The following is a 12,286-nucleotide window of genomic DNA, read 5'->3' on the forward strand; positions in this document are numbered from 1 at the left end:
CTATTGGCTGAAATAAATTTCTGAATATATAGGCAGCCGAAGCTCTGAACAGCGGTTTCTGAAGGGTTTAAACCTGTTAAAATTAAACAAATAAAAACTGCCGCAGTTTCTGCGGCAGTTTCAGGCAGTCTATTTTTTGGCTTTCTTCAAAAAACGGGCGACAGCTGAGTGGTGCGCTTCACTGGCCCATAATTGGGAGCATCGACGGATCTCCGCTTCCACCCGCTCCGCCAGATTGCCTGCCTGCCATCTTCTGACCGCCATTTCTTTGTATGCCCGGTGCACTTCCGGCAGGACTTCGCGGAAGGACTCCAAAAAGTTCTCGATATCCGCTTCGTCCCGGATGATGGCAGTTGCCCATCCGTTAGCCAGAAGTTCATCAGCCGAATAAAGACGTGCTTCGCTGAGCATCTTTAAGGCATGATCATGCTGCAAGGCTTCAAAAAGATACGTTCCGCCGCCCCAGCCGCTGGTGATTGCCAGCGTCCCTTGTATAAAGCCTGCTTTTGCGTGGCTGCGGACTAACCGGTAATCACAAGCAGTGGCAATTTCGCAACCACCGCCGACCGCTGTGCCGTTCAGAAGAGCCGCTACAGGCACTGGCAAGGTTTTGACCGCATAAAGCACATCGCCCATGCGCTTGAGCATCGGATAGGCCTCATCCTCCGTTTCGAGGGCATGGAACACGGACAGATCCCCACCCGAACAGAATGCCCTGTCACCGGCAGCCGTAATGATCACGAGCCGGGGCAGTTCGGTTGTTGCGCGCTCGACAAGCTCCTCGAGCCCTTGCATCACTTCGTCATTGATTGCATTTCTTATTTCTGGCCGGTCGATCGTAAAGGTCATGATTCCGCCGGCCGTGTCGATTTTATAAGCCATTATTATTCACCTCGTGAATGTGAGTATGTAAGTTGGATTAATTATTATTATAAACCGATATTGCGTAAAACGGCTGCGAAGACATTAGCCGAAGCACACGCGAGGCTAAGTCTTTGCGACGAAGCAGCGTAGCGATGCAGGAGCACCCAAAGGAACTCGCACTCCGTTTCTGCTCCCCTGGGCGTCTTCGCTGTTTTACTCCATATCTTAGAGACTGGCGCAGCTCAGGGGCAAGCAAATGCCGACGGAGCAAAGACGAGTGGTCTTTTCGGCTTATTGCTGGAGCTAAGGTCGCCAAACGAAGATGGCGCACCTTTGCAACGAGCAGTGTACAGGAGCATAATCCTTGCCCTGTCCAAAGCGCCGAAGCGTTATATATCAGAATTACAAATAAAATATTATTTGTTATATGTACAGAGAAAAAGGCTATCGAGAGCCATGGCCTCTCAATAGCCTTTCAGCAGCAAATACTGTTTTATTTGCTTGCTACTACTTCTTTCCCTTTGTATGATCCACATGCTTTGCAGACGTGGTGAGCCAATTTCGATTCGCCACAGCTTGGGCAAGTTACCATGCCCGGCACGGACAATTTGAAATGCGTACGGCGTTTTCTTTTAACGGTTTTGGACGTTCTTCTGAACGGTACAGCCATTGGTGACACCTCCTTACAGTGATTCTATTCATCTGACTGATCGAAATACTTTGCTAAATCAGCAAGTCTTGGATCCGGTTTTGGTTGTGCTTCTTCTTTCTCCGCCTGAACTTCTTCGTCTGTCGAATATGACCAGTCATCGCCGCCTTTAATAACGGCCTGATCGGCATTTTCCTTAAAGACCTGCATCGGTATTTCCAGGAGAATAAGTTCTTCGAGGACCGGCTGGAAATCAATTGTTTCCGTTTTGACCGCGTGAACGTTATCGTCTGTTCCTCCAAGGCCATGTTCTGACCAGGTGAAGATTTCAACCGATTCAATATCTACAGGAAACTCGACATCTTCCCAAGTCCTTGCGCAAGGCAATGTTAACATCCCTTTGAGCTGAAGCTGGCACGTGAGTTGTTGCGAACCAATTGTGCAATGTCCTGTGACGTGGATAGGGGTGATTTCGCGAATATCGCTATTGCGTTTCTTCACTTCCTCAAGATTGACCATCTGGTCGATCTTCATCCCGTCTCTGCGATGCTTTTGAAGCTGTTGAATCGCTATTTTCATAAGTAATCACCTCAAGACAACAAAGTTGATTATATAATGAGCAGAAAAAGATGTCAAGAAAAAATCTTGTCACACGATTCCCAACATCGTTATACTTAGACTTAAGTTTACCAAAGGAGTTGAGCGAATGAAAGCTGCAGGCATCGTTGTCGAATATAACCCGTTTCATAATGGCCACCTTCACCATGCGCGGAGTGCCAAAGAAAGTTCGGGAGCGGACATTTTAATCGCAGTAATGAGCGGACAGTTTCTCCAGCGGGGAGAACCGGCTTTTGCCGATAAATGGAAACGGACGGAAATGGCCTTGGCAAGTGGGGTCGATCTGGTCATCGAATTGCCGTATGTTTATGCAACTGCTCAAGCTTCGGATTTTGCCAGAGGCGCTATCACTTTGCTGGATGCCATAGGCTGCGAATCTTTCTGTTTCGGCAGTGAACAGGGCAATATTGATCCTTTTCTAAAATCCCGCCAATTGCTGAACAGTAAAAATCTTCTTTATCAGCAAGAAATACATGATGCCATCCAATCCGGTATCAGTTATCCAAAAGCATTAAATAAAGCTTATCAAACTGTGACTGACGGTGAAGAAGGAGTTGCCGACCTGTCAAAACCGAATAATATTTTGGGCTACCATTATATAGAAGCGGCAGACCGGATTTCTTCTTCCATGCGTCCATTAACAATCCAGCGGATTGGCGCAAATTACCATGAACCGATTACTGAAGGTATGTCGATTGCGAGTGCCACAGGCATCCGGAACGCATTTTTTGAAGGCGGCTCCATTAAGGAACTTGCGAAATACCTGCCTGCCCCTTCCCTTCAAGCGCTGCAAAGTTTCGCCGGTGAATACGGCCATTTCGGCAGCTGGGAAACTTTTTATCCCATGCTGCGCTATACCATCTTAAAAGACCGTCCCGCCAACCTCAGACGTTTTGCTGAAGTGACCGAAGGGATTGAAAACCTCATCTATGAGGCAGCACGCAAAGAACAGGATTTTGAATCTTTTCTTGCGCTGGTTAAATCCAAGCGCTTCACCAGAACCCGGATTCAGCGCATGCTGACTCATATTTATACAGGATTTACATGGGAGCAATTAAAATCTTTCAATCAGCCATCTTATCTGCGGCTTCTCGGCATGACAAAAGCCGGCCGCCACTATCTTCACGCACAAAAAAAGAATATCACGCTGCCCATGATTAGTCGTGCCGCCGATTTGACGGATGACTTGGGCAAGCTTGATATTCATGCCAGCAGTCTGTATATGCTGGGGATGGGTGCAGGAAATCTTAAAAAAGAATTTACCACACCGCCGATTTATTTCGGCTGAAGCTGTTCAAGATAATCGAGTGCATCCTGCAGTGTCTTTACCGGCACGATTTCCATATCCGTGCCGATTTCCTCGGCAGTTTCCACTGCCACTTGATAATTGCTTGCACCGTCACCTGAAATTTCATCATCCGGCGCAAAGAAAATTTCCATACCATCATTGTCTGCGGCCATTACTTTCTGGTCAATGCCTCCGATGCGGCCAACTTCCCCTTCACTTTCCATTGTTCCGGTTCCGGCCACATCATAGCCTTGTGTAATGTCTTCATCAAGCAATTGATTGATGATTTCCAAAGTGAACATCAATCCGGCTGAAGGGCCGCCGATCTGTTCAGAATCAATGGAAACTTCCGGATCTGTAGTAATGCTCTTATCTTCCACAAACGAAATTCCGAGGCCCGCCCGTTCAGGGTCGGTCGGCAGCGGCTCAAGCGTAATCGTTTCGATCAATTCCCGATCCTCCCGGTCAATCACCAATTCCACTGAATCGCCTTCTTGTTTGTCAGCCAGATAGTCGATAAAATCCTGCTGACTTTCGAATCCGTTGCCATCGATGGACAGGACGCGGTCGCCGGGTTCAAGAATACCGTCTGCCGCTCCTTCCTCGAGAACGTTTAAAACAAAGACGCCCCCTGTTGTGACTTCGAACGGAAGATCGGCTGTTTCAAAAGCCGCCTTCAATGCATTGACCTGTGAATCAGACATCAGTTTCAGCTGGCGGACATTATATTCTTCATCCGATTCATGCGGACTGCGCACTTGCTCAGGCGGCAGAATTTTATAGCCGTCCTGGAACTGTGCATACAGATAAAGAGCAGGAGTTGCGTTCAGCATGGAGATGGTCATCAGGCTGAAACTTCCTTCATCATCTTCATCACCATTTTCAACTGCCACCAGCGGCGACAACTCATATGCACTTCCTGGCCGTGTAATGTAACTGTCCATTCGGTAAAAGGTAACGAATACGACAATTCCAATCAAAACCAGATAAAATATCGTTTTATTTTTTTTCATCGAACAACCCTCTCATTTCCGAACAGAATAGCAAAAAAAGCCACGCTTCACGTGACTCAGTCGAATTTTCCCTTCAAGGCTATTTCTACCGGTTCCGGTACAAGGCCCGTAATTTTTCCGTTATACTTGGCGACTTCTTTGACAATGCTTGAACTGAGGAATGAATACTGATTATTCGACACCATAAACAGTGTCTCGATATCTTCATTCAAAAAGCGGTTCATTGAAGTAATCTGCATTTCATACTCAAAATCCGAGACGGCCCGAAGCCCTCTGATAATGGCGTTCGCTTCAACTTCCACCGCGTAGTCAATCAACAATCCGCCGAATGAATCAACAGTCACATTCGGAATCTCAGAAGTAACTTCAGCAATCAGTCCAATCCGTTCTTCCACATTAAACAGTGGATTTTTGGAAGAATTGTTCATGACAACTACTTTCACTTCGTCAAAAATCTTTGACGCCCTTTTAATAATATCCAGATGCCCCATTGTGATGGGATCAAAACTTCCTGGTACGACAGCAATTTTATTCACTGGTTTCTCCCTCTTCTCCTACATAGCGATAAATCGAAACGACGATTCCACCGTAATTTTCATTTTTAAACCGTTCGAAAAACTTTGTCCGGTCTGCCAGCACTACACTTTTTTCATGTTCACAGACGACAATCGAATCCTCTGTAAGAATTCCTGTCTCTGCGGCAAAATCCATCAGTTCGTATGCTTCGGTAATGTGATACGGCGGATCGAGAAACAGCAACCGCGCCTTAAAATCATTTTTCTTCAGGATTTTGATCGCCCGCTTGGCATCGTTCCGATACACTTCCGCCTGTGCTGAGAGGCGGGTTTTTTCCAGGTTGGCGCGGATTGTTTCCACAGCTTTTCCATCCTTATCGATAAAAACGGCTTTATCGATGCCTCGGCTCAAAGCTTCAATACCAAGACCGCCGCTGCCGGCAAATAAATCCAGTGCATTGCCGCCGTCAAAAAACGGTCCGATCATATTAAAAACAGATTCTTTCACTTTATCCGTCGTCGGCCGGGTTGTATTGCCCGGTACCGCCTTTAATGGCAGACCTTTAGCCTCACCTGCAACTACACGCATGTTTGTGCCTCCCAGTTTATAAATTTATTGATGCAATCCATCCCTGAAATGGTAGAATGGTTACTGGAAAGGACGTGTTAAAATGATCCAGCGTTTTATCGAGCTTGGAGAAGGTTACGGAGATATTTACGAACTCCGGGAATTGATTATGAACAACCGCAGCCGTTTTATGCACGGTTTTGTCTTCCACACGAAAGATATGGATGGCAAACCTGTATTATCCACAGCAGCTGTATTCAAACCCGCAGTTCAGGGCAACTTCATGCCCATTTACATTTGCCGGGAAGGCATTCCGGAAAATTCGAAACGGCTCGAAATATTCGAACAAACGGTTGAAGCTCTGGGAGAACTGCCCATCCATATGGATGTCAAGCACTCTGCCATCTACGCTGACCGAAAATTCTATTTCAGCCATCTGATTTCCGTTTTGCGGCTGAACCATTATATTCCCCCGATGCAATGATCAAAGACCGATTTTATAATCGTATTCTTTTGCTTTATCGGGTTTGGCATTTTCATATTCCGTTTTGATGAAAGGACGCTGGGATTCGAGTACCTGCTTAACATACGGCAGCTTCAGCAATTTTGCTTTCGTTGATTCGATTACATCCTGGTCCATATATAGAACGGCATATTTCAATCTCCGTGAAATGAAATGAACATGCCCATACTTACGCAATGATTTTGCCTGTTTCAAATGATGCACATAGACAATAAGTCCCTGGCGATCATGCATAGCCATCCCTCTTTTCTTAGCTTCTAGAATACCATAGGAAAGAAAAGAGCCGCAACCGCCACTATGGGAACTTTGAGCCGTCATTGGGTAATAACTGACATTACTATTTAAAATTCGATATAATGACTATAGCAATATTATATGAGGGGGTATTACATAGCCATGGGGAAAAAAACGAAAATAGGCATAGCCGCAGTCGCAGTAGGAGCAGCTGCCTGGGCTGGTTCAAAAGCGTTGGTTACAACACATCCACGACCTGAGAAAGTGGCACTCGAATATGACCGGCCAGTGGTTCTTGCACACCGCGGGGGTTCTGCCTTGGCACCGGAAAATACGATGGCGGCATTCAAGAAGGCTCACGCTTTAGGTGTTGACGGTTTTGAAATTGACGTACGCCTTACCAGCGACGAAGAATTGATCGTGTTCCACGACGAATTTCTGGACCGGACAACTGATGGGGCCGGCAAAGTGTCGGATATGACGCTTGAAAAGATTCGCACATTCGACCTCGGCTATCATTTCGAGGATTTGGATGGTCAAAATTCTTACCGTGGATCAAATGAAAAGATTGTCACACTTCTCGAATTGCTTGAGGAGTTCCCGGAAATGTATGTCAACATCGACATGAAAGATTCACCTGAAACTTATGAAGGCAGTCTTATGCCATCAAAACTGTGGCGCCTGATTGAATCTGCTGGTGCACAGGACCGTGTGGGTGTCACAAGCTTCTTCGATGAGCAGATTGATCGTTTCAATCTATACGCACAGAATCGCGTTGCCATTGGCGCAGGTGAAAATGAAATCCGGAAAGCTTACGCTGCTTTTAACAGCCAATTCGGCCATCTTTATCAGCCGCGTGCGGATATGTTCCAGATTCCGATCCGCTCTTCGGTGTTCAATCTTGTATCACCGCGCTTTATCTCATACCTTGGCGAGTTGAATGTTCCTGTCCATTACTGGACGATCAACGACCCGGAAGCGATGCGCGCATTGGTCGCAGCAGGAGCTAAAGGCATCATCACCGATCGACCGGATTTGGCAGTGGAAGCATTGAAAGAAGCTGAATAAGTCAGAAAAAAAATCCGGTGGAGAAAAGCCATGCTTTTCTCCACCGGATTTTTGTTATGCTGAGCAGGAACAGCCGCCGCCCGTTCCACAGCTTCCCCCACAGGAAGATTCTGACGAAAAGAACGGATTGCTTGAAGGAATCTTAACCGCTTCAGATACTGACCGTCCGATGATGAAACTTACCTGGTCAATCAGATCCTGCAGCTCGTTTTCAGCAAGCCGCAATCCAGCCACTTGCTCGTTCAGATCCAGTCTGCGTTTGTCCACACGGATCCGTTTCATGACATCTTTATAATCCGGATGGTATTTCCCGAAACGCTGCACCTCTTCATATAAATCTTTCAACCGGGCAAAAGCGTTGATTTCGTCTGCCAGGTCTTTATTATCGTAAACAGCATGATAAGCTTGTCGATATTGCTCAGCCTGCTCTGATTGTAGTATCATTTTACTTAACTCTTCAGCAGAGTCAGTTATTTGAACCCATTCGTAGGTCATGATCACAGCTTTTACCTCCTCTACGGTTCAATTATATCAAACTTACAAAAATTTTAATACATAAATAAGGGGTTGTCATCATGAAGGATTTAACTGCACAATTTGACAGGGTCGTTGAAAACGGCACTTCTGAAGATATCCGGATTCTCTCAAGATTTCTGGAAAATCTGGAAAAGAAACAAACCGGGGAATTTACTACCTATTTAAGTGCCGCACTCGGAATGAGCAGACAGCAGCAGAAGGACAGCTGGACAGTCACCATACCGAATACCCCTTTTATCCATAATAATATAGACATCCCTCACGGGGGCATTCTAGCCGTTCTGCTGGACACCGCCATGGGCACATTAGCCAACAGCAAATGCCCGGAAGGTTTCGGTGCCGTGACCACCAATTTAGCAATCCATTATCTGGCGGTTGCAACTGAGACTGCTATAACAGCCGAAGCAAAGATCATTCGCCAAGGCCGTCATACAATGGTGATTGAAGGAAATATCCACGAAACCGGCGGCAAGCATATCGCTACATCCACCGGTTCTTTCTTCATCATTCCAAAAGTGTAAGTGTTTCTATTGTTTTTCAGCCTTTGCCGGTTCTTGTCTCAAGAAGCTTTGGGTGTAATATTTCCCGAAAACTCCTACACCGATTTGATTGAAGCGATTTGAGTAGATTAAATCCCGGTGGTCTTCGGAATTTATCCAGCCATTCACGGCTTCGGCAGCGTCAAAATATTGGGAAGCAGTATTTTCAGCGGCTTCCTCGTAAACGATACTGGAACTTTCAAGCCTCTCTTCCAGGGTTAAAAGTTCAATTTCATCAGATGAGAAATTTTTTCGTGCCACATTTTGGCTATGCCTTGCCGCGATCATACTTACTGCAGGGTTGACGATCAAAGGTCTTTGCTGATGGTGCAGCCGATAAACATTCGTCAAATCGACAACCTGTTTTGCATTCGCTTTATCAATCGCCGTCTGCAGCATGGAAGACGGTTTTGCAGTAACCAGCAAATCGCCGACATACATCATTTCGTAGGGCTGATGGCGGATGAGTGTTTCGGCGTCCATAAACCGGACCGCCTCCAGCATTCCATCTTCCTTGTCAATATATAACTGGGCATAAATGCCATCAAAGCTGACAAGCAGCCTCGTCTCCCGATCCTCTGCACTGAGGCTGAAAGTATAAATATTCGTTCCGAATTTAACCGTGATTTCATCTTCTATAATTGTGAAGCGGTATAATTCTTCCAGTACCTGTCCGATATTATAAGGGCTTGCATCGGTTGCAGTACCGGCAGTATACACCTGCACCACTTCTTGCTCCTTGACGCCCACCATCATGTAATTTGAATAGGATTGGTTATAAACCCACCATTCATATCCATAAGCAGACGGTTCAATTCGCTCAGGCTGTCCATAATCGGCGATCCAGTCTTCTGATGATCCGCCGATATAGACTGAAACCCCTTCTGCTGGCCGCTCCACGACTAATGGTTGCTCAATAATCTCCTGAGCCGGCAGTGGATCTGCTTGCCGCGGAGCTTCCAAAATATCATTCTCATTTATTGATGAATCGAAATAAAAAAAAGTTATGAGGATGATCGACAGAAATATCATGATACGCAATAAATTCTTCAATCGACTTCCACCCTCTCCAATAGTTTTCATCAATTATAACAGCCGCCTCTATACTGACACAATCTAGCCATTGCAACAAGCGTGAATTTCATCTATTATTAAAGGAGCATTGAGTCAGTTTTGAGATAGAGGAGGAGATCCTATGTATTTTGAAAATACAGGACTTGAGGACATTCTGGTAGATTTCAATTTGCTCCAGCACGTTATGGGCAAACACGGATTAACAAAAGAAGGACAATGGGATTACGAGCGTGTAACATTCGACCGTAAATTTGATGTCCATGAAGGACGCTATTATTTGCGCGTATTCGCTTATGCAGTGGACGGCGATATTGATGCCGGCGATGCAACCGTAAAAATCATGAAGCCTGCTATCGGCAAATACTATTATCCATTTGGCGTAGAATACGGCGAAGATGAGCATTTCCCGGAACATTTGCTAAAAACCAGCGCTGATATCCTGGCGACCATTAAATCCGAATTAAAGGCATTTGAAATTCAGGTCTAACAAAGAAAAGCGACGGCGCCCGCTAAACTCTGAAAGGCTTAAGACGGATCAGCAGAGTGGCGTCTTTTGCCACGGCAGCTGAGCTGGCTTATGACCCGAAGAGTTGGGCAGCCGGAGTCTGGACAAAGAAGCACAAATACCAAACATCCACACACTTTAAAAAGTCAGGATACTTATCCAGCCAGAAAACCGCAGTTCAACTTTGAACTGCGGATTTTTTTAAAACTTTCTCTTTCTACAACTGTCTTGATATAATAACAATATAATGTTTTGGGGAGGTTTATCGTGGCGAAATGGTGGAATAAAAAGATTTTAACCGCAGTACTTGTTATCTCATTATTAATACTAATTTCGATATACATAATTCCGATTGCAATTCCATTAATATTGGCATTGCTAACCGCGATTTTTCTTGAACCCTTTGTCGGGTTTCTCCAAAAACGTTTTAAGTGGCAGCGAAAGTCTGCAGTCATTACTTCCTTCATCGTATTTTTGTTGATTGTTTCAGCTTTCCTTTATTGGACCGTCACTTATCTGATTGCAAGACTGATTCACTTTTCCCAGAATATGCCTGAATACATCAATGGCTTATCGTCCATTTGGAAAGAGATTCAAGATTTTTTTCTCCGGTCATCCGAAGAAATGCCAGTGGAAGTTGTCGATTCCTTTGAATCAGAATTAGCCCTTTTCCTTGAAGGTATTCGTGATTGGGTCCTGACAATCGTCAATTATGACTCAATCACCAACCTTTTGACTGGAATCCCTTCTTTTCTTGTCAGCTTTATCGTTTTTCTCATTGCGCTGTTCCTGTTCATGCTAGACCTGGATGATTTGAAAAGAATCCTGTTTGGCAGACTGAAAGATTCAACAGCTGAAAAAGTGCGCTTCATGGCTTCGCGTTTGAATAATGTGATTTTCGGATTTCTTAAGGCACAATTTCTCGTAAGTGTAATTATCTTCCTGGTTTCACTCGTCGCCTTGATGTTTATCGCGCCAGAAGTCGCACTTGTCATGTCCCTGATCATCTGGGTCATAGATTTCATTCCTATTCTCGGCTCAATCATCGTTTTGACGCCATGGTTCATTTACGAATTCATCACGGGCGATGTAGTTCAGGGCACTCAATTGGCAGTCCTTGCGCTGGTGCTGCTGATTATCCGCCGGACAGTTGAACCGAAAGTTATGGGTTCCCAAATCGGCTTGTCTCCACTGGCCACGTTGATCGCCATGTTTATCGGGTTGCAGCTGATCGGTTTCCTTGGTTTCTTTATCGGGCCGCTAATCGTCATCCTCTTCACGTCAGCACGCGAAGCGGGCATCATTAAAATCGATTTCAAGGTATGACAATAAAATATTCGCATTAAAAAAGGAGAACCCAGTGAGGTTCTCCTTTTTCAACTTGTTGAGAAAGTAAAAATGAAAACCGATATTCCGCAAAACAGCTTCGAAGGCAGTATCCGACGCCTGCGAGGATATTGCCTTTGCGACGAAGTGCGTAGCACTGCAGGAGCATTGCAGGAGCACGATTTTAAGGCTGCTCCTGTCTCTGCATCGCTACGCTAGCTTCGAGACATGAAAGGGCGTTGCATCGCTGCGCTAGCTTCGTCGGCATTCGCCTGCTCCCCTGGGCGTCTGCGCTGTTTTGCTCCATATCTCAAATCACTTTCTATAAAGGAATACACGTTTAAGTGTGTTACACGTGAGAAAGTGGAGACTTCCATTCTGCACAAAACAGAATGAAGCGTCCGCCTAGAGCGAAATGATTGGAGAAGTGGACAGTTTCTCGACAGCCTCAAAAAAGAGAACCCAGTGAGATTCGCCTTTTTCTTATCCACCCAGAATTGCTTTAAATACGGATGTTGTCGCTCCGCCTTCATAAATTACATACAATAGAAGATAAACCATTACACCTGTAATTGCGGTAAAGAACCAGATAACGCTTGTATAAGGACCAATTTTACGGTGCTTATCAAGACGGTTCTTCAATCCGAGCCAAATGGTAACCAAACCCATTATGCCGCCCGTGGTAGCAAGGGTAATATGGAATATCAGGAAGATTGTATAGAAAATCAAATACTCATCCGGGCCGCCGAATGCGGTATTACCGACAAAAATCGTCCGTGAAGCATAAATGATGAAGAATGTCAGCGCTGAAGCACCGGCCGCCAGCATCATCTTTTTATGTGCTTCAATCTTGCGCTGCCGGATTAAATTCCAGCCGATCGCTACTAAAATAGCGCTAAGTACAATGAAAAATGTGCTGATAGTTGGCAATAACGGTAAATCCATTCTCTTTAATCCCCTTTTCC

At 45.4% G+C, this 12,286-nt stretch carries 16 protein-coding genes; 6 read left to right on the forward strand and 10 right to left on the reverse strand.

The window, feature by feature from the left end:
- Nucleotides 1-129: 129 nt before the first annotated feature.
- The 3 genes from ACFQ1X_RS06475 to ACFQ1X_RS06485 form a co-directional block, all read right to left on the reverse strand.
- A complete protein-coding gene (locus ACFQ1X_RS06475; protein ID WP_144837551.1) occupies nucleotides 130-882 on the reverse strand; it encodes an enoyl-CoA hydratase/isomerase family protein in 753 nt (250 codons plus the stop codon).
- Nucleotides 883-1,357: 475 nt separating this feature from the next.
- Entirely contained in the window at nucleotides 1,358-1,534 is a 177-nt protein-coding gene (gene rpmF / locus ACFQ1X_RS06480) for a 50S ribosomal protein L32 (protein WP_033541041.1), read from the reverse strand.
- A gap of 24 nt (nucleotides 1,535-1,558) precedes the next feature.
- Entirely contained in the window at nucleotides 1,559-2,092 is a 534-nt protein-coding gene (locus ACFQ1X_RS06485) for a YceD family protein (RefSeq protein WP_144837553.1), read from the reverse strand.
- 127 nt (nucleotides 2,093-2,219) lie between these two features.
- On the opposite strand from ACFQ1X_RS06485, the gene ACFQ1X_RS06490 reads away from it, so the two are divergent.
- The gene (locus ACFQ1X_RS06490; RefSeq protein WP_144837555.1) at nucleotides 2,220-3,419 is read left to right on the forward strand and encodes a nucleotidyltransferase; all 1,200 of its coding nucleotides are present in this window, start codon (nucleotides 2,220-2,222) and stop codon (nucleotides 3,417-3,419) included.
- Here ACFQ1X_RS06490 and ACFQ1X_RS06495 read toward each other — a convergent pair.
- The 3 genes from ACFQ1X_RS06495 to rsmD are packed head-to-tail and all read right to left on the reverse strand — an operon-like array spanning nucleotide 3,407 to nucleotide 5,536.
- A complete protein-coding gene (locus tag ACFQ1X_RS06495; protein ID WP_144837557.1) occupies nucleotides 3,407-4,432 on the reverse strand; it encodes a SepM family pheromone-processing serine protease in 1,026 nt (341 codons plus the stop codon). The two genes, ACFQ1X_RS06490 and ACFQ1X_RS06495, sit on opposite strands and share 13 nt — an antisense overlap.
- A gap of 56 nt (nucleotides 4,433-4,488) precedes the next feature.
- Nucleotides 4,489-4,968: a pantetheine-phosphate adenylyltransferase gene (gene coaD / locus ACFQ1X_RS06500; RefSeq protein ID WP_144837559.1), complete on the reverse strand. Its 480-nt coding sequence runs from the start codon at nucleotides 4,966-4,968 to the stop codon at nucleotides 4,489-4,491.
- Nucleotides 4,961-5,536 carry a 16S rRNA (guanine(966)-N(2))-methyltransferase RsmD gene (rsmD, locus tag ACFQ1X_RS06505; RefSeq protein WP_144837561.1) on the reverse strand — a complete coding sequence of 192 codons (576 nt, stop codon included), beginning with the start codon at nucleotides 5,534-5,536 and terminating at the stop codon, nucleotides 4,961-4,963. The genes coaD and rsmD overlap by 8 nt, the downstream gene beginning before the upstream one ends.
- Before the next feature lie 82 nt (nucleotides 5,537-5,618).
- On the opposite strand from rsmD, the gene ACFQ1X_RS06510 reads away from it, so the two are divergent.
- Nucleotides 5,619-5,999: a DUF7147 family protein gene (locus tag ACFQ1X_RS06510; RefSeq protein WP_144837563.1), complete on the forward strand. Its 381-nt coding sequence runs from the start codon at nucleotides 5,619-5,621 to the stop codon at nucleotides 5,997-5,999.
- On the opposite strand, the gene ACFQ1X_RS06515 is transcribed toward ACFQ1X_RS06510, so the two are convergent.
- A complete protein-coding gene (locus ACFQ1X_RS06515; RefSeq protein ID WP_144837565.1) occupies nucleotides 6,000-6,272 on the reverse strand; it encodes a YlbG family protein in 273 nt (90 codons plus the stop codon).
- Between the two features lie 162 nt (nucleotides 6,273-6,434).
- Here ACFQ1X_RS06515 and ACFQ1X_RS06520 point away from each other — a divergent pair, with 162 nt between their 5' ends.
- Complete coding sequence (locus ACFQ1X_RS06520; RefSeq protein WP_144837567.1) at nucleotides 6,435-7,340, forward strand: glycerophosphodiester phosphodiesterase; 906 nt, start codon at nucleotides 6,435-6,437, stop codon at nucleotides 7,338-7,340.
- Between the two features lie 54 nt (nucleotides 7,341-7,394).
- On the opposite strand, the gene ACFQ1X_RS06525 is transcribed toward ACFQ1X_RS06520, so the two are convergent.
- On the reverse strand, nucleotides 7,395-7,841 hold the full coding sequence (locus ACFQ1X_RS06525; protein WP_144837569.1) for a YlbF family regulator: 447 nt from the start codon (nucleotides 7,839-7,841) through the stop codon (nucleotides 7,395-7,397).
- A gap of 74 nt (nucleotides 7,842-7,915) precedes the next feature.
- Between ACFQ1X_RS06525 and ACFQ1X_RS06530 the strand changes: the two genes are divergently transcribed.
- Nucleotides 7,916-8,398, forward strand: a complete 483-nt coding sequence (locus tag ACFQ1X_RS06530) for a PaaI family thioesterase (protein ID WP_144837571.1) — start codon at nucleotides 7,916-7,918, stop codon at nucleotides 8,396-8,398.
- A gap of 6 nt (nucleotides 8,399-8,404) precedes the next feature.
- Here ACFQ1X_RS06530 and ACFQ1X_RS06535 read toward each other — a convergent pair whose 3' ends face one another.
- Nucleotides 8,405-9,469 carry a CAP domain-containing protein gene (locus tag ACFQ1X_RS06535; protein WP_144837573.1) on the reverse strand — a complete coding sequence of 355 codons (1,065 nt, stop codon included), beginning with the start codon at nucleotides 9,467-9,469 and terminating at the stop codon, nucleotides 8,405-8,407.
- A gap of 142 nt (nucleotides 9,470-9,611) precedes the next feature.
- Here ACFQ1X_RS06535 and ACFQ1X_RS06540 point away from each other — a divergent pair, with 142 nt between their 5' ends.
- Entirely contained in the window at nucleotides 9,612-9,977 is a 366-nt protein-coding gene (locus ACFQ1X_RS06540; protein ID WP_379081820.1) for a YugN family protein, read from the forward strand.
- Nucleotides 9,978-10,262: 285 nt separating this feature from the next.
- A complete protein-coding gene (gene ytvI / locus ACFQ1X_RS06545; protein WP_144837577.1) occupies nucleotides 10,263-11,321 on the forward strand; it encodes a sporulation integral membrane protein YtvI in 1,059 nt (352 codons plus the stop codon).
- A 483-nt stretch (nucleotides 11,322-11,804) separates the two neighbouring features.
- Here the strand turns inward: ytvI and ACFQ1X_RS06550 are convergent, their stop codons facing one another.
- Nucleotides 11,805-12,266, reverse strand: coding sequence for a DUF420 domain-containing protein (locus tag ACFQ1X_RS06550; RefSeq protein WP_144837579.1), 462 nt, complete (start codon nucleotides 12,264-12,266; stop codon nucleotides 11,805-11,807).
- Between the last annotated feature and the right edge of the window lie 20 nt (nucleotides 12,267-12,286).

The sequence above is a fragment of the Metaplanococcus flavidus genome, assembly GCF_042675885.1.
GTDB classification, from domain to species: domain Bacteria; phylum Bacillota; class Bacilli; order Bacillales_A; family Planococcaceae; genus Planococcus; species Planococcus flavidus.